Below are 23,034 nucleotides of genomic sequence, written 5' to 3'. Positions count from 1 at the left end.
TTTAAAAAAACTAAGTAGTGTACTTAAAATGACTAACCAACACCTGAGGAGCAATGAATGAGAGACATTCCTTTTAAAGAGGTTCTTCAAAAAGCAGAGTCTTATAAAGCAGATATGAGCCGATTTCTGCGTGATATGATCGCTATTCCTAGTGAAAGTTGTCAAGAGAAAGAAGTAGTGTTGTGCATTAAAGCAGAAATGGAAAAAGTGGGTTTTGATAAAGTGGAAATTGATCCACAAGGTAATGTGCTGGGTTGGATTGGGCACGGCCCACATCTGGTTGCTATGGACGCTCACATTGATACGGTAGGTGTTGGTAATATCAAAAACTGGACATGTGACCCTTACAAAGGAATGGAAGATGATGAAGTGATCGTCGGGCGCGGCTCGTCAGATCAAGAAGGTGGTATGGCCTCCATGGTCTATGCAGGTAAAATCATCAAAGACTTGAAATTAGAGGATGAATATACTTTGCTTGTCGTCGGAACAGTACAAGAAGAAGACTGCGATGGACTATGTTGGCAATATATTGTCCAAGAAGATAAGATTCGTCCTGAATTTGTGATTAGTACCGAAGCGACTGATGGTAAAATTTACCGTGGTCAGCGTGGACGAATGGAAATTCGTGTTGAAGTTACAGGTATATCCTGTCACGGTTCAGCACCTGAACGTGGTGACAATGCTATTTTCAAAATGGGTCCTATTCTCAATGAATTAAAGGAGCTTAGTGGCCGACTCGGCGATGATCCTTTCTTGGGAAAAGGCACATTGACTGTTTCTGAAATCTTTTTTACCTCGCCATCCCGTTGTGCTGTTGCGGACAGTTGCGCTGTATCCATTGACCGTCGTTTGACTTGGGGAGAGACTTGGGAAGGAGCTTTGGATGAAATTCGAGCATTGCCAGCGGTCAAAGCGGCAAACGCCAAAGTTTCCATGTATGACTATGATAAACCCTCCTATACGGGTCTTGTCTACCCAACAGAATGCTATTTTCCAGCTTGGCGAGTCGAAGAGGATAATGTTGCGGTACAGTCTGTTGCAACGGCTTATGAAAAACTGTTCAACAAAAAACCAGTTATTGATAAGTGGGTATTCTCAACAAACGGTGTTTCCATCACGGGTCGCTATGGTATTCCAACTGTCGGATTTGGACCTGGGCTTGAAAAAGAAGCACACGCACCCAATGAAAAAACTTGGAAAAAAGATTTGGTGGTCAGTGCTGCGATGTATGCTGTCATCCCACTCGTCTATCTGAATAAATTAGCAAAATAAGTCGCCTAAAGCTAGTAGAATAAAGGCAAACTGGATAAGCGGTTTGCCTTTATTAATAGGTCAACATATCATCATGGATCAGTTACTCATTAAAAATGGTATCGTGGTTAATGTTAATAGCGAAGTACCATGCGATTTACTGATCGAAGAAGGTATTATTCGCGAGCTGATGCCGCATCAATCATTACTGAGCAAAAATATTGAAACGATTGATGCGAAAGGCTGCTATGTCATGCCAGGCGGCGTTGATGTACATACGCATTTTGATATTGATGTCGGTTTAGCTAAAAGTTGTGATGATTTTTATACAGGCACCGTCTCTGCTGCTTGTGGCGGTACTACAACAATTGTTGATCACATGGGTTTTGGTCCTTCTGGATGTTCACTACATCACCAGTTGGATCAATATCAAGTGTCTGCACAAAATAGTGTCATTGACTATAGTTTTCATGGTGTCATTCAACATGTTGATGCATCTATCTTGCGCGAAATTCCACAAATGGTGCATCAAGCTGGTATTAGTAGTTTCAAGATTTATTTAACCTACCAATTTAAATTATCAGATGCAGCAATCTTAGATGTGCTAGAGGCAATGCAAGCTGCGGGTGCTGTAACAACAGTACACCCGGAAAATGATGCTGCAATTGCTCGCAATCGATCGCACTTAGTTAATACGCGGTGTACAGCGCCTATTTATCATGCAATCAGCCGCCCTTTGGAGTGTGAAGCCGAAGCTATTGCTCGCGTCATCAATTTAGCTAAACTAGCTAATAATGCGCCACTTTATATTGTGCATCTTTCAAACGGTTTAGGGCTTGACTATATAAAGCTTGCTAAGGCGGCCAACCAGCCTATATGGTGCGAGACTTGTCCACAATATGTACTGTTAGATATGCGCTATTATGAAAAACAAAATGGGCAGTATTATATTGCCAGTCCACCTTTAAGACCTAAAGCTGAATGCGATAAACTTTGGGTAGGCATTGCAAGCCGCCATATTGATACCATAGCAACCGATCACTGTGCTTTTACCGTACAACAAAAGCAAATTGGTCAGGATGACTTTACCAAATGTCCAAATGGACTGCCTGGGGTTGAAACAAGATTACCGTTACTGTTTTCAGAAGGGGTAGTCAGTGGTCGCATATCGGTTCGTCATTTTGTTGAATTAGTCAGTACTATGCCCGCAAAACTTTTTGGATTATTCCCTCAAAAAGGCTGTATTGCTCAAGGCAGTGATGCTGATATCGTTATCATGGATCCCAAACGCCGGACTGTTTTGAGGCATCAAGCTTTACATAGCAATGCGGGTTATACGCCCTTTGAAGGATTCGTGATAAATGGCTGGCCTATTTTTACACTATCACGTGGTCAAGTAGTTGCTAAGAATGGTCAATTTATCGGTAGGCGCGGTTGGGGTAAATTTTTACCAAGGCAACCTTTTTCGTTATAAGTTGACATGCTAAGTGTAGAACAACATTACTTCAAATTAATTAATTTGTGTTATTAGAAAAGAAGTATCGAAAAATTGTAATATTGATTACATATTTGCATATTACTTACCATACAAGGCTTTATGCGAACGGTGTACAATGATCGTCTGTTGCGTAGTAAGCTGAAATTATGATACTTCCTATTTTTAATAAATATCTGGTCTTTGTTGATGAGTCTGGTGACCATCATTTATGCCCTCATAATCAAGAATTCCCTTTATTTGTTCTAGTATTTTGTATTATTGAGCGTGCTCATTATGCTAATTTTATTACTCCAAAATTCTTGGAATTGAAGCTTAAATATTTCCAAGATCCACACATTGTTTTTCATGAACGAGAAATCCACAAAGCAGTTGGACAGTTTACTTTTTTATCAGAAACTTCATTGCGTGAAGGGTTTTTTGATGATTTAAATGATTTTATGCAGCGAGCAAAATATAAAATCATCGCCTGTATTATTGACAAAAAGAACTTACAGAGCCATTACAATTCTCCGGTAAATCCATACGAGTTTAGTACTAAATTTTGTTTAGAACGTTTACAGCTTTTTCTAAAAAATACGAAGGAAGACAGAGAGCTGACCATCGTTTTTGAAACAAGGGGCAAAAAAGAAGATGATGAATTGGAGTTGTCTTTCCGGCGATAAACAGTGAAAAAAGATACTACACTACTTTCGGCAAAAGATTTGATTTGAAAATACTTCAAAAAACCTCAAACTATTTTGGCCTTCAATTATCCGATCTCATCGCACGACCGATTGGTCGCTCTATTCTCAAGCCAGAACAGAAAAACAGAGCCTATGAGATCATTAAGGGTAAATTCTATAGCGTTGAAGGAAAAATAAAGGGGTATGGACTTAAAATATTTCCCTAAAAAAGCGAAAGGCTCCCGTATTCACAGGAACCAAAACGCCGATTGAGTTTCCCAATCCATTTATCGGTGGCAGGATACTAGAATAGTTACAATTAAGCCAAGTGTTTTGCTAACTAATTAGTAGTTAAGCCACTAATGTTATTATTTGATGACAAAGCATATTTGTTGCTATCTTAATTGGCATATTTTCAATGCGCCTAATTTCACCTTCTAAAATGGGTCGAGGCAATCGATAAGTGGGGATTCCAAAACGCATCATGCCACCGGCCATTGGACCATTTTCATGGATCTCCACATCATGTCCTGCGAGGCCTAAATAATAGGCAGTTGCTAGACCACAAGGACCTGCACCAATAATGAGTACCCGTTTATGCGTTAGGGGCGCAGGTTCAGGAATTGGCCAACCTTTCTCCAAAGCTTCATCCCCTAGGAACCGCTCAACAGCATGGATACTGACGGCTTCATCAACTTCAGCTCGATTACAAAAAGTCTCACAAGGATGATAGCAAACTCGACCATGTATAGCAGGCATAGGGTTATTTTTAACCAGCTCTAATTGCCTCTATCGTATCAGCTTGTAGGTCATCGGAAGTGATGATAGCGTTACCGGAATCGTTTTCCTTGAATACATGGCAAATTCCGCGGGAGTTGCTCGTAAGCGGCATGAGTTGATTTGGAGTATCAAGCACATGATCAATATAGCTGTAAATAGTTGCATAAATAATTTTGGTATTAATCGGTTCTGATGGATCAATCGATAAGCTTTCTAGCGGTGGTTTTTTTACGGTCTTCACGCTTGATTTTAACAATACAAGTATCCTCATCAATAATATGAACAATAGTGCCTGCATTTTCCATGCTAGCAACATCAACGACTCGGTCACCAATTTTCAGCTTGGTTCTTTGTGGCTGAAAACCAAATGTATAAATTAGGGAATGCTTTTTGTGTTCGGAAGAACCAGTTGGCTCCAAACTAGCAAGAGATGCAGAGCCATCAATCAGTTCCTACCCCCACTTCTTCTAGCGCTCAAAACTACTCCGCCATTGTTGTTTTGCCTAATGGTTAAGCAAGTGGGCTAAGCATTTATTGATAGAAGATACGCTACAAGTGCTCATCGTGAGTATACTCAGGCGAGCTTTTAACCCATTGTGTCTTCGGTTTTTTAAGCTTTATTAGGAGCTAGTTGCACAACAAGCGGGTCGAAACGCAGTCAACTTTGTTGTAATCAACAATCTTCTGCAAGTATTTATCAGCACACGTTCTACGCCGTTGGTTATAGACGGTCATGCTATCCTCTGGTAGCCACCGCATTGGCTTGCTTATCCATAGAGAAAGTTTCTCAAGAAATTGAATGTGCGTCTAACAATTTCCATCCCAAAAAAAATTTTTAGATTTCGTCCTGATGTAGTTAATATTCCAAATAAAATTTTATAGAATTCCCTCAGCATAGGGGGAAATCCTATTTTTCTAGACTTTGGAAGCTGTGTTGTTTTTTATGGGGAGCTTGTTGTGAAATTAAGGCAGATACTTGTGGCTTGTTGCTCATTCATTTTACTTGGGATATCAGCATCCACTGTTTACGCACAACAATTGGATGTAGGGAGTACGAGCATAGATTATTATGTTGATGATGAGGGCTTGTATACCGTTGCCAGGTCAGCCTGTACCAACAGAGCCTCTGTGGCCGAACATGTGAGTTTTGTTTCCTAAGTAAGGGTAATGTGCAGAGTTTATCTTTTGGTGGGAGGTTAGTTATGAAAAGCAAAGTTTTGGTGGGTCTAGTAGGTCTATTCTTGAGCCTTATTGCTACATCAGCCAGTGCAAAGGATGATCCGTTAGAAAAGGTTCGGTATGTGGGTGATGGTATTGCTGTGATAGGCGATACTGTCCTCATCGGAGTGCCTAAAGATCATTCTCAAGAAACCCTAGAGGATCTATACATCGCAACAGAAAAGAATTTAAAGGCGATAGGGTTGAATAATGCCCGTTTACTAAACAAGCTACGCCATCTGAAAATTAACGAAAAAGAGTTGCGTGCAATGAAAAAGCGTTGCAAAGAACTTAGCGAAGATGATTTTTACCGCAGTGAGAAGGTTCGCAGTTTGTGCCAGATGTTGGAAGAGTTTTGATTGCAACCTGTAAAATGATTCTTGGGTGAGGAATCATTTTAAGGGTAGTTTGGTTCTTGAGGAAGTTGTTTTTGGTTGGCAATGTATTTATTTTAGGGAGGCAGTCTATGAAATCGAAGATAGCTGCTTTGTTAATGTGCCTTTCGCTTTCTATTTTAGCACAAGGTGCCTTTGCTGCCTGTGGTTGTACCTGTAACGATACAAGCTGTACATGCGGTTGTACGGAGGATTAGTAGAGTTAACAACTGATTTACTTCTGATTTGCTTCGCTTTTCTAAATCCTCAGGAATAAAACCTGAGGGTTTTTTATTCAAAACTTATTAATTCAGCTGACTAAAGCACTCAAGCAACCTCCCCAGTTACGCTAATGTCATTTTTTCATCCTCTAGGTCTTGTTCTTTGTTTTAGGATTTTTTCCATATCCCCTTGAAAAAAATAGGCTAACCTTTATCAAAGGATTTGTAGCATAGGAAAGCTCTTGGTGGTTTTTTAATTTAGTTTTTTTGGTTTATTTTTTGGTTTAAAGGTTTTGAACTTTCCTACTTTACCAGGATCCAGAGCACTCTAGTGATCAATAGAAGGAGTTGTATGGCCATGAAGAAATCTTTAATCCAATTGGGTCTGGTGGCACCTGTAGCTTTGGTTGCTGTTTTGTCTTTGCCAGCACAAGTTTTCGCTAATAAAAACGTTTTTTATTTACCTTCACAAGTTTTCTCACCAGTTGAGGAATATATCCAAGGAGACTTTTTTGTAGGAATGGAATTGGGAACAGATCCCCAATTGGATCTGACGGATCTGGCTGACTTTGACTTTTCCAACGAAACATTCTTTGCGGGAAAGAATCTTGTCAATGACGGTAATCTCATCGCCGGGATTATGGCAGACATTGACCTTAAAATGGGTAGTGCTGGTATTGGAGGATACTTTACCCATTTAGCTACTGAAAAAGATGGAGCAGGCCTTAAGTTAGGCTTGAGTGTGAAGTATGAAAGGGATGTGGTGCAAAAAGAGCCTCTGGTGCTTCAGCCTGCCGTGGCAGCACAAGCTGCCTTGAAAGCACAAGATGCTGTTCCTGCTGGCTTCGCTACTGACTCCCCATTTGAATACGTTATTGGTGCTGGAGTGTCTTGGAAGATCCTAGATGGTGCCAGTTTGACTTTGGCTATTAACAAAGACATGAGTAAAGAAAAGGATACTGATCCTTCTTGGACTACTACCCTCGGTCTTGGTTTTGTGTTTTAGTCTCGCTCTTGTTTTACCCTTGACATTTTTTGGGTTAATCCTAACCCCCTCTTTTAAGAGGGGGTTTTGTTTAGTTAAAGAGGGATTGTTGTGGCAGTGTCAACACGAATCTACCGAGTGATAGAGGGGAGGGAAGGATAAATCAGTAACCCATTAAATCAGTGGTATCATTGGTGAACACTGCACGCTGTGAATCTTTTTTCTTCAAACAAGAATGGTATGCCTCAAATAACTCCTCCCAATGCCTTTTTTCCAAAACGAGTGGCTGAATGTTTATCATACCAATATCCTTGATACGCTGGTTGAGAAGCCCTCTGTTGATCTCATCATTACTTCACTCCCTTATCATGTGGATTCAGTATTCATCCACAGACAATAAACCAATGGCACCGAGTATTTATTTTTTAGTCAGCACTGGATGCAAAAGTGTTATAAATGCGCTAAAGAAGATTCGATTTTGCTTAAATATCTCCCTTGATAAGAATAAGAGTAGCCACCATAGCATCTATGCTGATTTAGTTAACATTGCCAAAAGAGTGAACTGGAATTATTTCACCACCATTATCTGGAATGAAGGCAATATCTCAAGAAGAACAGTTTGGGGTTCTTGTGTGCCAGCTTTTGTCCCTATGTGATCGCACTGGTGGAGATGGTAGTGTTTTTCCACAAAGAGCAATAGAAGAAAAATCGCAGTGGGTAATCCGATATTACACGAGATAACTTGATTGGATAAATGGACTGTGGACATTTCATGGTGACAGCACAAAACGCATAGGGCGTCCTGCAACGTTTCCGCTTGAACTACCCAAAAGATGCATTCAATTGTTTAGCTATGTCAGAGATACTATTCTAGGTTCTTTTTTGGAAAGCGATTTTACATAGACTGGTGATGCTGTGTGTTGCTAAAGCTCAAGAACAGGGTGCAGTTTTTACTCACTTTAGTCTTCAGATGGACAAATGGATATACAAGGATACACAAGTTGCAACAGGACACATCAGTGATCGGATGATTCAACAAGTTTATGACAGAAGAATAGTGAAGAGGGCAAGGACAGTAAGATAAAGTAACAAAAAAACACCCAGTCCATCAAATTAAATAGGGCACAATGATGACAAGCTATTTTAGTTCACAGTGAAACGCATATTCCAAACTTTGGGATATAAATCAAAAAGCAAGTTGCCTATTCTTTTGAAATAGCTCGTATTAACTGGCGGAGCGGACGGGACTCGAACCCGCGACCCTCGGCGTGACAAGCCGATATTCTAACCAACTGAACTACCGCTCCGAATCAATGGTGGGTAGTACTGGATTTGAACCAGTGACCTCTGCCATGTGAAGGCAGCGCTCCACCACTGAGCTAACCACCCATGCCACCCATGATATCATTATACATGAATCTTTCTTATATATTGCGTATTGATATGGAACGATATTGGACGAACAACGTGAAGTTGATTTTATTGAATGAGACTATAGCGACTAGCGAAGTCTTGCTGTATGATTAATCAGTTTTGAACCAATTTATGGTGACGATGCAAGATGCCTTTGACCATGCTGGAATTTGAACAGCCGATTGCTGAACTTGAAAACAAAATTCAATCCTTGCAGTCTATTCGTGGCGACTCTGGTTTGGATATTACCGACGAAATTGTCCGCTTACAAAAAAAAAGTCAGTCTTTGGTCAAATCCATTTATGCCTGTTTGACACCTTGGCAGATTGTACAGGTTGCACGCCATCCTCAGCGCCCCTATACTCTTGATTACATCAAGGGACTATGTGTTGATTTTGAAGAATTGCATGGGGACCGCCGGTTTGCAGATGATGCTGCTATAGTCGGTGGATTGGCGCGTTTTAATGACCATACGGTGATGGTGATTGGCCATCAAAAGGGTAGAGAAATTAAAGAGAAAGTGGGGCGGAATTTTGGTATGCCTCGTCCCGAAGGTTACCGTAAAGCATTGCGTTTGATGCGCATGGCGGAAAAATTTAAGATACCGATTTTGACGTTCATCGATACACCAGGTGCTTATCCTGGTATTGGGGCAGAAGAAAGAGGGCAGGCTGAGGCCATTGGTCGTAATTTGCATGAAATGTCCTGTTTAAAGGTGCCTATTATTTGTACAGTGATTGGCGAAGGGGGTTCCGGTGGTGCACTAGCCATTGCTGTTGGCGACAAGGTCAATATGTTGCAGTATGCGGTGTATTCAGTTATTTCTCCTGAAGGCTGTGCATCGATCTTGTGGAAAACAGCCGAAAAAGCTGCTGATGCGGCCAAAGCACTGAGTCTGACAGCCGATGATCTGCAATCTCTTAAACTGATTGATTGTGTTATTGAAGAGCCTTGTGGTGGTGCACACCGCTACCCTGACGAAGCGATCGCCCAAGTAAAAATGGTGTTACAAGAAGAACTCAATGCTTTGCTTGCTTTACCTATTGAAACACTTCTACAAAATCGCTTCGATCGCCTGATGGGCTATGGTAAGGTTAAAAAAGGTCGGCGCTAGTCCGATTGATTGGCCAGCACTTTTTATGCAACAATGGCCTCGTACGCTTGCTTTGAGTGGTACGGTCGAATTAGCTTTTTCGGGTGGCGTGGATTCGACAGTGCTGTTGGATGGTCTTGTCCGAATAAGAGAGCAGTTTGGTTTTAGGCTCAGTGCTGTCCATGTACACCATGGGCTAAATAATTGTGCTGATCAATGGGCTGAACATTGCGAAGTGGTCTGTACTGACTATCAAGTACCATTACAGATAGCCCATGTTAACATTACCCATCACAAAAATGGGATAGAAGCGGCAGCACGCCAAGCGCGTTATGCTATTTTCTGCCGTAGCCAAGCCCATGCTGTTTTGTTAGCCCATCACGCAGATGATCAAGCGGAAACCTATTTGTTACAAGCGTTGCGTGGAGGCAGTGTACATGCGCTCTGTGCCATGCAGATGTGTCGCGCTTTAACGCCCGATATCTTATTGTGGCGTCCGCTTTTGATGCTAACCAAAGCTGAATTGATTGCTTATGCCAAAGCAGCTAAACTACGTTGGGTTGAAGATGGTAGTAATGCGAATACTCATTATCGACGTAACTGGTTACGCCATGCTGTGATGCCTGTTTTGGGGAAGGGTGTGCCAAATTACCAACGGCATCTTCAACATAGCGCAACTTGTATGGCTGATGCTGCGGCACTACTTGATGAAATCATTTTACAGGATTTGTCGGATTGCATGCATCAAGGGTGCCTCCTTATTGAGCGATTGCAGAGGCTCTCCAATCCTCGACAAAAGCAACTTTTATTAAGATGGGCACAAAAAAGCGCTTTGGGAACACCAAGCAAGCGATCGCTAGATGAATTTTTGCGTCAAATCCAACAGGCTAAATTGGACAAATTACCCACTTGGCATTTACCAAATGGCCAAGTCTACTGCTATCGTTCTATGCTTTGGCCATTACCTGACGCAAAATTATCTTGTGGGCCTGTACGCATTGATCATACCGATACGGTGGCTTTGCCGCAATGGGGAGGGGTACTGAGTTGGTGCGTTGCTAAAGATGGTCTGCCTTATCCGCTTATTCAAGCCGGGCTCTATTTGATGCGTGCCCCAGCTGGTACTAGGTTTTATACAAAATCTGGAGCCAAGCGTTTAAATAAGCTATTTCAAACTGTGCACCTTCCTATTTTTTTGCAAAAGCGCTGGCCAGTCTTGCTCAATACCAATCAATGCTGTGTTGCCATTCCATCTATTCGTGTGGCAAGTGACCAAGCGGTGAACAACGGATTTTGGCCACAATGGGTGATGGATGATTTACCTGATTTTAGGCCAACAAGCTACTCTATTGAAAAAGCCACCTGACTGCATCCAAGTTGCTATATTGCAAAGCATAGCGGGCCGCTTGCACGACTTGAGGTTTGGCATGAAACGCAATACCAACGCCAGCGTTTTGAAGCATCAATATATCATTAGCACCATCACCAATAGCAATTACTTGTTGTAGAGATAACCCTAATGATTGACTTACCTTGATGAGTAAATTTGCTTTAGCTTGACCGTCAATAATAGGGTGTTTAACGGAACCTGTTAATTGTCCATTGCGGATTTTTAATTCATTCGCAAACACAGCATCCAATTGATAATCTTGTTTTAGGCGTTGCGCAAAATAGCTAAAACCTCCCGAAAGAAGCATGAAGCGTATACCGTGTTGATGGGCCATATCAACGAGGTTTTTAGCGCCTGGTGTTAGCGTAATACAATTTTTGTATACGGCATCCAAAGCGGATTCGGGCAACCCTTTTAATAAAGCTACCCGCTGACATAGAGCACTTGCAAAATCGATATTGCCTGCCATGGTTTCTTGAGTCATGGCAGTAACTTGTGATTTAAAACCACACTGTGCTGCAATTTCATCAATACATTCTTCTTGGATGAAAGTCGAATCCATATCGCAAAAAATTAGACTAAAATCGGTGAAGCGGGTGTTTGCATTGACCCAAGCAATATCGACTTTTTGTGCCATAACCCATTGTGTAATTTGCTCTGCTTGATCCGATACGGCACCTATCAATTTTGCAATGGTTGGGTTTGGGTATACTATTTGCTGGCCTTTGGCTAGCTGAATAAGAGGCGATAAATCCAGCGAGGCAAGGTGGGGTGATGAAACAACAAGTGTAGTATTTGGCATGATGAAGTCATAACCCTAACGATACATAACTGCTAAATACTACTTACCAGTTACCTAATTGATAAAGTGAAGCAGCTAAGGCAATCCAGCAGGCAGTAAAACCAAACAACCAACGAAAAAGCCATCGTTTTGGAACATAGCCTACACCATAAATATATCCTGCGCTCATAGTCCAAAACAAAAACATCGCCGCCAAATGATCGGGATGTCCTGATTGCGACAGAATATGTGGATAGATGATAACGGTGAGTGTAATAGTTATAGCAATACATAAGCTAAGCCGCCGTGCCCATATTACCCATTTATTTTTTGCCAATATGTTTTTCAGCAGCTCGTTCACTTTTTAGTACACTCATAATCGTAACCACGATGGTTAAGGTAATACCAACGATCCAAATGAAATACCACATATGATTGACCCTTAATAAGTCGAGTGATTATTTTTATGGATGTAGTCTGTTGTGACTTTACCAGACATCACGCGGTAAGCCCAACCTGTGTAAAACAAGATAATGGGCATAAAAAATACTGCTACACATAACATAATCATCAAAGTTAGCTGGCTTGATGTACCATCCCACACTGTCAAGCTAGCGTTTGGATGGCTACTAGATGGCATGATAAAAGGGAACATCGATACGCCAACGGTAGCAATGACACCTGTTAACGATAGCGCTGAAAAAATAAATGCTGAGGCATTTTTACTCAAGCGGCTTAAAATCAGTGCTCCAACAACTCCGATATAAACAAGGGTCGGGATAGCCATCGTGATCGGCAGGCGATAATAATTATTCAGCCAAGCCCCTGTTTGGTGAACCACTGTTTTATGAGTTGGATTTAATACACCGCCTATATCTACGGCTGATGTAATAGCGTAGCCATCAATGTCAACTAATAACCAAATACCGGCTAGCGAAAAAGTGGCTAAAAGTAACATCCCAAAAATATATGCAGCTAATTTTGCTCGGCGCTGTATAGCCCCTTCTGTGCGGTGTGCAAGATAAATTGCACCATGGAATGTAATCATTGCACAAGAGACCATACCGCACAGTAAAGCGAAAGGATTCAATAATGCAAAAAAAGAGCCAGTGTAAAACGAGATCATATTATCATCAAAGTAAAATGGAACACCTTGTAGGAGATTACCAAACGCAACTCCAAAAATAACTGGTGGCACAGCACTTCCTATGAATAAGCACCAATCCCAAGTACTGCGCCATGCGGGATGATTAATTTTGCTCCGATAGTCAAAACTGACTGGTCGAAAAAAAAGCGCCCATAAAACGGCAAGCATTGCCCAATAGAAGCCCGAAAATGCAGTAGCATACACAAGCGGCCATGCTGCGAAAATGGCTCCTCCCCCTGTAATAAACCACACTTGGTTGCCATCCCAGTGCGGTCCGACTGTATTGATGACAACCCGGCGCTCCACATCATTGCGACCGACAAAAGGCAACAACGTACCAACACCCATATCGTGCCCATCCATAATAGCAAAACCGATCAATAATATGCCCACTAAAAGCCACCAAATCACTTTTAGGATTTCATAATCTAACATGGTTGAATGCCCTCAATGCACATCAACAATTGGTCCTTGTCGAACAAACCGCATCATCAAATAAATTTCTACAATAAATAAGATGGTGTAAAACGCGATAAAACCCATTAAAGAAGCATATAGTGATGTAATGGACAGCGTTGATACGGATAGATGTGTTGGCAGTATGCCATAAATAGACCACGGTTGCCTGCCGTATTCGGCAACAAACCAACCTAATTCGCAGCATATCCAAGGCACTAACAAAAACCATAAAGACCAGTGCAAAAGCCAGCGTTTTTGATCTACTTTGCCTTTAAGAGCGCACCAAGTTGCTATACCGAATAACATCAACATAGCAAACCCTAATCCAACCATTAGACGAAAACTCCAAAATAATGGCGTAACCAAAGGCACCGTGTCATGAGCAGCTTGATCAAGCATATCGGGTGTTGCTTGGCGTACATCTTGCGTATATTTTTTAAGTAATAAACCAAAACCTAAATCTTGTTGATAGCGCTCAAAGCGCTGCTTTAAGGCGGTGTTTTGAAGGTCTTTTCTTAACGCTTCCAGTGCTGATACTGCTTTAATACCCGATTCAATGCGACGACGATTTTGAGCGCGAATCTCAAGGATACCTGGAATCGTTTGAGTCATGGAATGCGTAGCAATGAGTCCCATAGCCCAAGGAATTTGCAATGCATAGTCATTTTTTTGTTGTGCTTCATTGGCTATAGCAATGATATTAAAAGGGGCGGGTGCCTTATCTGTTTCCCAGATGGATTCCATCGCAGCCATTTTTGAAGGTTGTACTTTATTGACATGCAATCCAGACTCATCACCCATCAAAATGACCGAGATGATTGATATCAAACCAAAAATTGCTGCAATGCAAAAACTTTTTTGAGCAAATGCAACATGACGTTGTTTCAATAGATACCACGCTGATATCGATAACATAAACATCGCACCTGTGACATAACCAGCCGATACGGTATGCATAAATTTAATTTGGGCTACGGGATTAAATAGAACAGCCCAAAAATCAACTAGTTCCATGCGCATAGTTAGGTAATTAAATTGGGCGCCAACCGGGTTCTGCATCCAACTATTGGCTATCAAAATCCATAATGCCGACAGGTTCGTTCCAATGGCCATGAGGGTTGTAGAGAGCAAATGTTTTGCTTTGGACATTTTGTCCCAGCCAAAGAAAAAAAGCCCAATAAATGTGGATTCTAAGAAGAAAGCCATCATGCCTTCAATGGCTAAGGGTGCACCAAAAATATCTCCTACATAATGAGAGTAGTAGGCCCAGTTTGTTCCAAATTGGAATTCCAAGGTAAGGCCTGTGGTAACACCCAAAGCAAAATTAATACCAAATAATTTCCCCCAAAACTTGGTCATATCTTTGTAAAGCGAATTATGGGTGATGACATACAGGCTTTCCATAATCACCAATAGCCAAGTCATGCCTAAAGTCAATGGGACAAAAAGAAAGTGATACATAGCGGTGAGCGCAAACTGCAAACGGGAAAGATCAACGAGTTCATTCATGGCGCAATATAAGCTCTAGGTGGTGAAATAGTGGACTGAATAGGTTCTTCGCTGCTTTTTGATGGGCAGGTGCGGCTAAGAGATGGTGAGCCATATGCTCCGTTTTAACGGTCATATTATGTGAAATCGGTTGGCTAAAAAAGCAATACCATAATGTAGTGAGTGCTATGAGTTTAATCACTACAATTATGCTGATGTGAAAAAGGGGAGATTTTGTAGCTACCCTGTTTTTAGACAACAAAGTAGCGCGTAAAGTATCGGGCGACACCACCAACATAGCCATTCGTCTCTAAATTTGCCAAGTATTCTAATGAAATTTTAGGCAAATTTCAAGTGCCGTATCAATTCTCACATTTTTATCTTTTACTTCTGTAGTATACGTAGCATGTGTTTAAGTGTCACAACAAACTGACGTTGTAGAGCAATGATATAGTGTTGTCGTCAACTTAAAAAAAAGCAGAGCGGATAGGCAAATGGTTAAACAGAAAATAGTATATATGTGCCAAGAATGTGGTGTGGATAGCCCTAAGTGGCAAGGTCAGTGCCCACATTGTCAGGCTTGGAACAGTTTGAAGGAACATAGAGTGCAGCTTGATCATAATCATGTTAGTAATTGGAGTAGTCAGCAAAGTACCGTGCATAGACTATCCGATATTCGCTCTGAAGCGTTACCCCGTTTCTTAACAACAGTGCATGAATTGGATCACGTACTGGGAGGTGGATTTGTGCTAGGTGCGGTGGTGTTGTTAGGGGGCGACCCAGGTATTGGTAAATCCACCCTGTTGCTGCAAGCTTTGGCGGCAATGAGTGTACAGCACAAGACGCTTTATATTTCAGGCGAGGAATCGGTGCAGCAAATTGCTTTACGTGCAGATCGATTGGGTTTAACGGCGAGCAATATGCATTTACTGACTGAAACACATCTAGAGACTATGTTAGCTATTTTGCAGCAGGAAAAGCCAGAAGTGGTAGTAGTCGATTCGATCCAAACCATGGTATCAGACCGTGCTAATTCTGCGCCCGGATCGGTTACGCAAGTGCGTGAATGTGCGTTACAACTGACCCAGTTTGCTAAAGCGCACCGTGTAACGATTTTTTTGGTCGGACATGTAACCAAAGAAGGAGCTATTGCCGGACCTCGCGTGCTTGAGCATATTGTTGATACCGTACTGTACTTTGAAGGAGATAACCATTCTCGTTTTCGTCTTGTGCGCGCCATCAAAAATCGCTTTGGCGCTGTTAATGCACTTGGGGTATTCGCGATGACTGATACGGGATTAAGAAGCGTGCAAAATCCTTCTAAATTCTTTTTATCTGCTTACAGCGAAGTACCGGGTTCCTGTGTACTGGTGACGCAAGAAGGTACAAGGCCTTTATTGGTGGAGATTCAAGCGTTAGTGAATGCTTCTTACGGTTTTCAACCAAAGCGACTCTCTGTTGGCCTAGAGTCAACGCGCCTTGCGATGCTGCTTGCTGTATTGCAGCGTCATGCAGGAATGGCCTTATATGATCACGATGTTTTTTTAAATGCAGTAGGAGGCGTTAAAATTACTGAGCCTGCCGCTGATTTAGCAACGATTTTAGCAATCGTTTCCTCCTATAAAAATTATATATTGCCTGCAAGAACGGTGGTATTTGGTGAAGTGGGGCTTTCTGGCGAAGTTCGTGCTGTAATGCGAGGCCAGGAACGACTCAAAGAGGCAGTCAAACTAGGTTTTTCTGCTGCGATTATTCCTGCTTCTAATGCTCCGCGTTCTGCAATTAAAGGGTTGACAGTGACACCTGTTAAGAGATTGGCTGATGCCGTGGCTTATGTTACTGCACAAGTCTGATCTGCTAAGCCTTTGTTATACGAAATAGTACTCCAGGCTTTTTATACCAACAACAAGGCGATCAGTACATTGCGCTCTGAATGGTTCAGCACATTAAATGTACGACAAGCTGCTTGTGTATCCATGACTTCAAAACCGATCCCTTTTTGGGTTAAAGTGCTGGTTAAACGAGGATGCACAAAACGCAATACTGTACCACTACCGAACAATACGATTTCAGGAGCGTAGCGAATAAGTGTAGTAAAATGGCTCGCCTTTAAATCATCAAAACTTTTGACAGACCAAGGCTCAATATGATTGGGTGATACAACTAGTGCTTGCTCATAGCGTACTTGGTTGATGAGAACATATTGATCACCATAGCCAGTAAAGTAATTTTTACCCACATAGTTTGTTTTATCAAGTTGCATACACAGCGTTTTTATATTGGTTGAAGAAAGTAGATATTTTCAGAAAGTGGTAAAGGTTGCACCAGCATTACATTTTAATGTAGGGCAGGATGGATAATCAAACGATGAATGGTAAGCCAATTTTGGTTGGATTAGCAGGTGTAGGTACTGTTGGTAGCGGTATGGCGATTATATTAAAGCGTCACGCGAAGGAAATTGAGCACCGTATTGGTCGACCCATTACACTATATGCTGCAGGGGATCATCATCTATCGCGTGCTGCACAAGTGCTTGGCGATTCTGTTGTCTTAGTGAAAGATATTTTCCAATTACTGAGTAATCCCGCTATTGCCATTGTGGTGGAATTAATTGGCGGAACCACAGCGGCACTCGACTTTGTTATGGGTGCTATTGAGCAAGGCAAGCATGTCGTGACGGCGAATAAAGCGTTGCTGGCCAAGCATGGCAATGTGATTTTTCAAACAGCTCAAAAAAAAGGTGTCATGGTTGGTTTTGAGGCATCAGTAGCAGGTGGCATACCGATTATCAAGGCTCTTAAAGAGGGTTTATCTGCGAATCGTATTGAATCTATACGCGGCATTATCAATGGTACCTCTAACTATATTTTGACAGCAATGTGCCAGCAAAAAGCCTGTTTTCATGAAGCATTGTCCGATGCACAACAACTTGGCTATGCAGAGTCTGATCCAACCGCTGATATTGCAGGATATGATGCGGGACATAAACTGACTATTCTCGCCGCAATTGCCTTTGGTGTACCGTTACATTGTGATGCATGCTATACAGAGGGAATTAATACATTATCAACCGTTGATATGGACTATGCAAAAACCCTCGGTTATAACATTAAATCTTTGGGCATTACTCGTCGCGTCGGCGATAAAATTGAGTTGCGCGTGCACCCCACGCTGATTCCCTCCCATCAGTTAATTGCAAAGGTAGATGGGGTAAACAATGCCATATTAGTCAATGGGGATATGGTCGGTCAGACACTTTACTATGGACCTGGTGCTGGATCACTTCCTACTGCATCAGCTGTGGTTGCTGATTTGATGGATATAGCACGATTCATTGATATACCACTGTCACATATTCCTTACTTAGGAATGCAGGCTGCTTTATTGCCAACCGCAACTGTTTTACCGATACAAGAGATATTCAGCGCTTATTATCTGCGTATTAAGGTTGCTAATCGTGCAGGGGTTTTAGGAGATATTACGCAGCTATTGGCGAAGCATGCTATTTCGATTGAAGCAGTTATTCAAAAAAGTACAGTAGCAGAAGAAAACATTGCGCAAATTGTTGTGTTGACCAATTTGGTGCAAGAGCATCTCATTAATTCAGCAATCCAAGCGATTGAGCGATTATCAACCGTTGTAGATGACGTTGTGCGCTTACGCGTCGAAACCTTCCAATAAGAAATTTTTTAAGAATTTTTGTTAAAACGTATTGTTTTAATAAAGTTTATAGTGTAGCGTCGGTGCGGCGTTGCTACCTTAAGCGCTTGGTTTTTTCTGTTCAACTGTTATAGGAGTTGGTATGAAGCAACTGATCTATTTCATTACCGGTTGTATGATACTGTGGTCCGTATCTGCAACCGCTAAAACCGCTGATTTATCTGCTCGTCATGCACAAGGAGAATTAACCGGTTATGGCGGTGCTCGACGTTTGCATCAAGATCAAACCGACATGATTCAAGCGCTGATTAATAACTATCCAGCAAAAAACGTGATTTTGTTGATTGGTGATGGGATGGGTGACTCAGAAATTACCGCAGCACGTAATTACCATGAGGGTGCTGGTGGTTATTTTAAGGGAATAGATGCCTTGCCATTTACAGGACAATATACCCATTATTCGCTTAATCGATTAACCCGTAAACCCGATTATGTTACCGAGTCTGCTGCTTCAGCTACTGCTTGGGCAACAGGTACTAAAACCTATAATGGCGCCTTAAGTGTTGATGTGCGGGGCAAGCCAATTCGAACCATTTTGGAAATCGCTAAAGCCGCAGGTAAGGCGACAGGCAATGTCACAACTTCTGAAATTCAAGATGCAACCCCCGCAGCACTTTATGCGCATGTTATTAATCGAGGTTGTTATGGACCTCAAGCAACCAGTGATCATTGCGCCAAGAATGCTTTGGAGGCAGGTGGGTTAGGTTCCATCACTGAACAATTGCTTGAAGTGAGAGCAGATGTGACGTTAGGAGGTGGTTGGGCAACGTTTGAAGAGAAAGCCAAAGCGGGCAAATGGAAAGGTATTACTTTAGAGCAGCAAGCTCTAGCACGTGGTTACAATGTCGTGCGTGATTCAGCATCGCTACGTGCTGTGCGTGTAGCGAATCAAGACAAACCGCTATTGGGATTATTTGCGCCGGGCAATTTGCCTGTACGTTGGGAAGGACCTCAAGCCTCCTATCACGGCAATCTTGATCACGAGCCTGTTGTCTGTCAACCCAATCCGGCACACACGGCTGACATACCGAATCTTGCCCAGATGACGCAAAAAGCAATTGATTTATTAAAAACGCATCCCAATGGATTCTTTTTGCAAGTAGAGGGAGCATCCATTGATAAACAAGATCATGCAGCTAACCCATGCGGGCAATTTGGTGAAACAGTTGATTTAGATGAAGCGGTTCAAGTTGCACTTAATTTTGCAAGCAAAAATAAAGATACCTTGGTGATCGTGACAGCGGATCATGCGCACTCTTGTCAAATTATTGAGCCCGGTTCTAAAGCGCCAGGTTTAACGCAAGCACTGCGCACGAAAGACGGTTCCATCATGGCGGTCAGTTATGGGAATTCTGAGACTTCTTCACAAGGTCACACCGGAGCACAATTGCGAGTGGCCGCTTATGGTCCTTATGCAGCGAATGTGATGGGATTAACTGACCAGACGGATTTATTTTTTACGATGTTGTCGGCAATGGGAATTCAATATTAAGTTGCCACTTTACAAGTCTATTTTGAATATGTAGTACACAGTGATCTGTTCACAGGGATAAGCCGGAGCGCTTATTCCTGTGCAGGTTATTGATATTAAACAAAGCGCTTCCTATGACTGTGTTGGGTATTGATTTTGATAAATAAATCGCTATGCTCATACATGGATGGTTTATGTGGTGCCCCAGGTGTTACCAAATAGACTTGGGTACCTTCTCTATGAGCGAATTTCATAGCATGGATAAATCACTATCACTGCTAGAACTTACTCACAACAACCTAAGTTAGCGCAGTTGTAATGTGTATGTCAGACAAGATGGGATCAATTTAGATTAAAATGGCTGTGTCCAATGCAATCATTAATTCTTCGTTAGTTGCTACTACCAAGGCAGCAGGTATTGTTTTTTGGTCGATACGACCCTCTACACCACGAATACAGCGTTTATTGGCTTCTTCATCAAGCTTGATCCCTAAAAAGCCTAGTTGATTTAGTACATTAGCACGCAATATATCCGAGTTTTCGCCAATTCCACCTGTAAATACGACAGCATCCAGTCGACCCAGTGGTACCATGTAGCTTGCAATATATTTGGCTAAGCGATAGCAAAAAATTTCGAGTGCTAAACTAGCGCCATCATGCCCTGATATAGCCGCTTCTTCCAATTCTCGGCAATCGCTGGTTAATTCGGACAATCCGAGTAGTCCGCTTTCTTTATTAAGCAGATTGTTGATGCTCGCAACATTCATGCCTAGATTATCAACCAAAAATGGTGAAATACCCGGATCAATATCACCTGATCGCGTTCCCATAACTAGCCCTTCTAATGGGGTCAATCCCATACTAGTATCTACGCTTTGACCGTTCAAAACGGCGGTGACTGATGAACCATTTCCAAGATGTGCAATGATTAAAGCGCAATCATTGAGCGGTTTATTAAGCATTTGAGCGGCTGCTTGGCAAACAAAGCGATAACTAATACCATGAAATCCATATCGCCTAATACCATGTTGCTGGTGAAGCTTCATGGGTAGGGCGTATAAATAAGCTTTCTTGGGCATAGTTTGGTGGAATGAGGTATCAAAAACTGCAACTTGCGGCAACTTTGGTAAATACTGAAGCGCACTTTCAATACCTAACAGGTTTGCGGGATTATGTAAGGGCGCTAATCGACAACAAGTTTTAATTGCATCAAGGACTTGATCGTCAATACGTATGGAGTGTTGAAATTTTTCTCCCCCATGTACAACACGATGCCCTACAGCAATGACCTCACTTAATAAGTGACGCTGGGACAGTTCCTGCAACACATATTGCATAGCAGAACGATGATCAGCTGCAGGTATATCCCTCGTTATTTTTTCGCCATGTTGGGCAAACTTTAAACGTGCACCGGGTAAATTGAGCTTTTCGGCAATACCCGTGACTTCTGTTTCTTTACTTGCCGGATTGATGAGTGCAAACTTGATAGAAGAACTACCACAGTTTAAAACAAGAATATAAGAAGCCATAATGACTGTTCCTGATTAAGTCGTGCTATTAAAATCAATAATGTGCTTTTTGCTTTATATGGGTTGCATGATGCCTTAACGGTTTTTTAATGTTTGGTGAATAAAATCTTTGACAAGGGCAGTACTAGCTGGCAAGGTTGTTACTCGTTGCGGTAATTTCATCATTGCTTGAAAGGTCAATGGTAGTACTTGGTGCTGACCTGTTGCTTCTTCTATTGTTTCAGAAAATTTGATAGGGGATGCCGTTTCTAGCACAACTATCGTTTCGTTCGGTTGACGTAAAGCACGAGCAACATATATGCCATCTGCTGTATGCGGATCAATTAATCGATTATCTTTTTGTTTTGTTAAAGCGATTGTTGCCAAGCGATTTTGATGATGACTTCTACCTGAAAAAAAACCGTAATGCTGATGAATATCGGGTAATTTATGTGATAAATCAAAGCCACCTAATTTTGATAAATTTTTCCAAAGATCGTTAATGATATTGGATTTCCTTTCTAGGAGATCAAAAATAAAACGCTCTATATTGGAGGCTTTGGATATGTCCATAGAAGGACTGGACGTTGTATAGGTTTCATGGTTTTTCCTTGGACGGTAAACACCATGATGAAAAAATTCATGTAATACATCATTCTCATTGGTTGCAACGATCAATCTTGCAATGGGCAACCCCATCTGTTTAGCAATATGCCCTGCACAAACATTGCCAAAATTGCCTGAAGGGACACAAAAACTTACCTGTTTATGACCGTGATTGGTTGCCTGAATATACCCTGCGATATAGTATACAATCTGCGCTAAAATGCGCGCCCAGTTGATCGAATTGATGGTGCCGATTCGGCATTTTTCTTTAAATAGTGCGTCATTTTGCACGGCTTTGACAATATCTTGACAGTCGTCAAACATGCCTGTAATAGCAATGTTGTGAATATTTGCGTCTTGTAAGCTGTACATTTGAGCACGTTGAAAAGCACTCATTTTTCCAGATGGTGACAACATAAAAACCTGTATACCTCGTTTGTTTCGCAAAGCATATTCTGCAGCACTACCAGTGTCACCAGAGGTTGCGCCAACAATATTTAAAGTTTGATTTTTAGTCGCAAGAGCGTATTCTAACAAATGGCCAAGTAGTTGCATGGCCATGTCTTTGAAGGCAAGCGTAGGGCCGTGTGACAGCCCCTCAATGTAAAGCCCATCATGTAATGGATCAAGGGTGATGATGGTCTCTATATCAAACGCATCTTGTTGATAGGTATGCTGAAGTATGGCGCGAAGGGTTTTCTCGGGTATATCATCAATAAATAGTCGGATGACTTGGTAGGCCAACTCAGCATAAGGGAGTGTTCGCCACCTTTCTAAATCTTCTTGGGTAATTCTTGGGTAAGTTTCTGGCACAAACAACCCACCATCTGGTGCTAAACCGGTCAATAGAACATCCAAAAAGCGATGGCTGGATGTTTTGCCACGTGTACTAAAGTATTTCATCTTCAATACTTAATCAAGCCTCTATATGAACGATACAATCCCGCTTGTACACACCAAACCGATCGT

Annotated in this window: 20 protein-coding genes and 2 tRNA genes; 10 read left to right on the top strand and 12 right to left on the bottom strand. The window is 41.8% G+C overall.

Annotation, left to right across the window (positions count from 1 at the left end; genetic code table 11):
- Window positions 1-57 precede the first annotated feature (57 nt).
- The 3 genes from IPK86_04345 to IPK86_04335 all read left to right on the top strand — a co-directional run bounded on the left by IPK86_04345 (window position 58) and on the right by IPK86_04335 (window position 3,411).
- A complete protein-coding gene (locus IPK86_04345) occupies window positions 58-1,272 on the top strand; it encodes a YgeY family selenium metabolism-linked hydrolase (protein ID QQS16638.1) in 1,215 nt (404 codons plus the stop codon).
- A 73-nt stretch (window positions 1,273-1,345) separates the two neighbouring features.
- Window positions 1,346-2,725 carry a dihydropyrimidinase gene (hydA, locus tag IPK86_04340; GenBank protein ID QQS17077.1) on the top strand — a complete coding sequence of 460 codons (1,380 nt, stop codon included), beginning with the start codon at window positions 1,346-1,348 and terminating at the stop codon, window positions 2,723-2,725.
- A 170-nt stretch (window positions 2,726-2,895) separates the two neighbouring features.
- A complete protein-coding gene (locus IPK86_04335) occupies window positions 2,896-3,411 on the top strand; it encodes a DUF3800 domain-containing protein (GenBank protein QQS16637.1) in 516 nt (171 codons plus the stop codon).
- A 351-nt stretch (window positions 3,412-3,762) separates the two neighbouring features.
- Here the strand turns inward: IPK86_04335 and IPK86_04330 are convergent, their stop codons facing one another.
- Both IPK86_04330 and IPK86_04325 read right to left on the bottom strand, forming a co-directional pair.
- Window positions 3,763-4,170 (bottom strand): NAD(P)-binding protein, encoded by a 408-nt coding sequence (locus IPK86_04330; GenBank protein ID QQS16636.1) that lies wholly within the window; start codon window positions 4,168-4,170, stop codon window positions 3,763-3,765.
- A 10-nt stretch (window positions 4,171-4,180) separates the two neighbouring features.
- Window positions 4,181-4,432, bottom strand: a complete 252-nt coding sequence (locus IPK86_04325) for a hypothetical protein (protein ID QQS16635.1) — start codon at window positions 4,430-4,432, stop codon at window positions 4,181-4,183.
- A gap of 961 nt (window positions 4,433-5,393) precedes the next feature.
- On the opposite strand from IPK86_04325, the gene IPK86_04320 reads away from it, so the two are divergent.
- Together IPK86_04320 and IPK86_04315 are read left to right on the top strand one after the other, a co-directional pair.
- Entirely contained in the window at window positions 5,394-5,768 is a 375-nt protein-coding gene (locus tag IPK86_04320) for a hypothetical protein (protein QQS16634.1), read from the top strand.
- A gap of 588 nt (window positions 5,769-6,356) precedes the next feature.
- Window positions 6,357-7,010 carry a hypothetical protein gene (locus IPK86_04315; protein QQS16633.1) on the top strand — a complete coding sequence of 218 codons (654 nt, stop codon included), beginning with the start codon at window positions 6,357-6,359 and terminating at the stop codon, window positions 7,008-7,010.
- 1,209 nt (window positions 7,011-8,219) lie between these two features.
- Here IPK86_04315 and IPK86_04310 read toward each other — a convergent pair.
- Window positions 8,220-8,296, bottom strand: a tRNA-Asp gene (locus IPK86_04310).
- A gap of 7 nt (window positions 8,297-8,303) precedes the next feature.
- Window positions 8,304-8,378, bottom strand: a tRNA-Val gene (locus tag IPK86_04305).
- 172 nt (window positions 8,379-8,550) lie between these two features.
- Here IPK86_04305 and IPK86_04300 point away from each other — a divergent pair.
- Together IPK86_04300 and tilS are read left to right on the top strand one after the other, a co-directional pair.
- The gene (locus IPK86_04300; GenBank protein QQS16632.1) at window positions 8,551-9,516 is read left to right on the top strand and encodes an acetyl-CoA carboxylase carboxyltransferase subunit alpha; all 966 of its coding nucleotides are present in this window, start codon (window positions 8,551-8,553) and stop codon (window positions 9,514-9,516) included.
- A complete protein-coding gene (gene tilS / locus IPK86_04295) occupies window positions 9,488-10,861 on the top strand; it encodes a tRNA lysidine(34) synthetase TilS (GenBank protein QQS16631.1) in 1,374 nt (457 codons plus the stop codon). The genes IPK86_04300 and tilS overlap by 29 nt, the downstream gene beginning before the upstream one ends.
- Here the strand turns inward: tilS and serB are convergent.
- From serB to IPK86_04270, 5 genes are all read right to left on the bottom strand, one after another.
- Window positions 10,842-11,522 carry a phosphoserine phosphatase SerB gene (serB, locus tag IPK86_04290; protein QQS17076.1) on the bottom strand — a complete coding sequence of 227 codons (681 nt, stop codon included), beginning with the start codon at window positions 11,520-11,522 and terminating at the stop codon, window positions 10,842-10,844. The two genes, tilS and serB, sit on opposite strands and share 20 nt — an antisense overlap.
- Before the next feature lie 208 nt (window positions 11,523-11,730).
- On the bottom strand, window positions 11,731-12,003 hold the full coding sequence (locus tag IPK86_04285) for a hypothetical protein (GenBank protein QQS16630.1): 273 nt from the start codon (window positions 12,001-12,003) through the stop codon (window positions 11,731-11,733).
- Window positions 11,990-12,097, bottom strand: coding sequence for a cytochrome bd oxidase small subunit, CydX/CbdX family (locus IPK86_04280; GenBank protein ID QQS16629.1), 108 nt, complete (start codon window positions 12,095-12,097; stop codon window positions 11,990-11,992). Before IPK86_04280 ends, IPK86_04285 begins: the two co-directional genes overlap by 14 nt.
- Window positions 12,098-12,108: 11 nt before the next feature.
- Window positions 12,109-13,248, bottom strand: coding sequence for a cytochrome d ubiquinol oxidase subunit II (gene cydB, locus IPK86_04275; GenBank protein ID QQS16628.1), 1,140 nt, complete (start codon window positions 13,246-13,248; stop codon window positions 12,109-12,111).
- Window positions 13,249-13,260: 12 nt separating this feature from the next.
- The gene (locus tag IPK86_04270; GenBank protein ID QQS16627.1) at window positions 13,261-14,781 is read right to left on the bottom strand and encodes a cytochrome ubiquinol oxidase subunit I; all 1,521 of its coding nucleotides are present in this window, start codon (window positions 14,779-14,781) and stop codon (window positions 13,261-13,263) included.
- 473 nt (window positions 14,782-15,254) lie between these two features.
- Between IPK86_04270 and radA the strand changes: the two genes are divergently transcribed.
- The gene (gene radA, locus IPK86_04265; GenBank protein QQS16626.1) at window positions 15,255-16,613 is read left to right on the top strand and encodes a DNA repair protein RadA; all 1,359 of its coding nucleotides are present in this window, start codon (window positions 15,255-15,257) and stop codon (window positions 16,611-16,613) included.
- A 41-nt stretch (window positions 16,614-16,654) separates the two neighbouring features.
- On the opposite strand, the gene IPK86_04260 is transcribed toward radA, so the two are convergent.
- Window positions 16,655-17,023 (bottom strand): Mth938-like domain-containing protein, encoded by a 369-nt coding sequence (locus IPK86_04260; protein ID QQS16625.1) that lies wholly within the window; start codon window positions 17,021-17,023, stop codon window positions 16,655-16,657.
- 104 nt (window positions 17,024-17,127) lie between these two features.
- Between IPK86_04260 and IPK86_04255 the strand changes: the two genes are divergently transcribed.
- Together IPK86_04255 and phoA are read left to right on the top strand one after the other, a co-directional pair.
- Window positions 17,128-18,441, top strand: a complete 1,314-nt coding sequence (locus tag IPK86_04255; protein QQS17075.1) for a homoserine dehydrogenase — start codon at window positions 17,128-17,130, stop codon at window positions 18,439-18,441.
- Between the two features lie 121 nt (window positions 18,442-18,562).
- Entirely contained in the window at window positions 18,563-19,972 is a 1,410-nt protein-coding gene (gene phoA, locus IPK86_04250) for an alkaline phosphatase (protein ID QQS16624.1), read from the top strand.
- Window positions 19,973-20,298: 326 nt separating this feature from the next.
- Here phoA and IPK86_04245 read toward each other — a convergent pair whose 3' ends face one another.
- Window positions 20,299-21,483 carry an acetate kinase gene (locus IPK86_04245; protein ID QQS17074.1) on the bottom strand — a complete coding sequence of 395 codons (1,185 nt, stop codon included), beginning with the start codon at window positions 21,481-21,483 and terminating at the stop codon, window positions 20,299-20,301.
- Window positions 21,484-21,555: 72 nt separating this feature from the next.
- Window positions 21,556-22,968: a threonine synthase gene (locus tag IPK86_04240; GenBank protein QQS16623.1), complete on the bottom strand. Its 1,413-nt coding sequence runs from the start codon at window positions 22,966-22,968 to the stop codon at window positions 21,556-21,558.
- Between the last annotated feature and the right edge of the window lie 66 nt (window positions 22,969-23,034).

The sequence above is a fragment of the Neisseriales bacterium genome (assembly GCA_016699915.1).
Taxonomy (GTDB): Bacteria; Pseudomonadota; Gammaproteobacteria; order Burkholderiales; family Q3-R57-64; genus Q3-R57-64.
The sequence above is the reverse complement of the archived record's forward strand: the minus strand, read 5'-3'. Positions and strand labels throughout refer to the sequence as shown.

Coding starts and splice junctions, on each gene's coding strand:
- IPK86_04345 (QQS16638.1), top strand. CDS start 58: ATGAGAGACATTCCTTTTAAAGAGGTTCTTCAAAAAGCAGAGTCTTAT.
- hydA (QQS17077.1), top strand. CDS start 1,346: ATGGATCAGTTACTCATTAAAAATGGTATCGTGGTTAATGTTAATAGC.
- IPK86_04335 (QQS16637.1), top strand. CDS start 2,896: ATGATACTTCCTATTTTTAATAAATATCTGGTCTTTGTTGATGAGTCT.
- IPK86_04330 (QQS16636.1), bottom strand. CDS start 4,170: ATGCCTGCTATACATGGTCGAGTTTGCTATCATCCTTGTGAGACTTTT.
- IPK86_04320 (QQS16634.1), top strand. CDS start 5,394: ATGAAAAGCAAAGTTTTGGTGGGTCTAGTAGGTCTATTCTTGAGCCTT.
- IPK86_04315 (QQS16633.1), top strand. CDS start 6,357: ATGGCCATGAAGAAATCTTTAATCCAATTGGGTCTGGTGGCACCTGTA.
- IPK86_04300 (QQS16632.1), top strand. CDS start 8,551: ATGCCTTTGACCATGCTGGAATTTGAACAGCCGATTGCTGAACTTGAA.
- tilS (QQS16631.1), top strand. CDS start 9,488: ATGGTAAGGTTAAAAAAGGTCGGCGCTAGTCCGATTGATTGGCCAGCA.
- serB (QQS17076.1), bottom strand. CDS start 11,522: ATGGCACAAAAAGTCGATATTGCTTGGGTCAATGCAAACACCCGCTTC.
- IPK86_04280 (QQS16629.1), bottom strand. CDS start 12,097: ATGTGGTATTTCATTTGGATCGTTGGTATTACCTTAACCATCGTGGTT.
- cydB (QQS16628.1), bottom strand. CDS start 13,248: ATGTTAGATTATGAAATCCTAAAAGTGATTTGGTGGCTTTTAGTGGGC.
- IPK86_04270 (QQS16627.1), bottom strand. CDS start 14,781: ATGAATGAACTCGTTGATCTTTCCCGTTTGCAGTTTGCGCTCACCGCT.
- radA (QQS16626.1), top strand. CDS start 15,255: ATGGTTAAACAGAAAATAGTATATATGTGCCAAGAATGTGGTGTGGAT.
- IPK86_04260 (QQS16625.1), bottom strand. CDS start 17,023: ATGCAACTTGATAAAACAAACTATGTGGGTAAAAATTACTTTACTGGC.
- IPK86_04255 (QQS17075.1), top strand. CDS start 17,128: ATGAATGGTAAGCCAATTTTGGTTGGATTAGCAGGTGTAGGTACTGTT.
- phoA (QQS16624.1), top strand. CDS start 18,563: ATGAAGCAACTGATCTATTTCATTACCGGTTGTATGATACTGTGGTCC.
- IPK86_04240 (QQS16623.1), bottom strand. CDS start 22,968: ATGAAATACTTTAGTACACGTGGCAAAACATCCAGCCATCGCTTTTTG.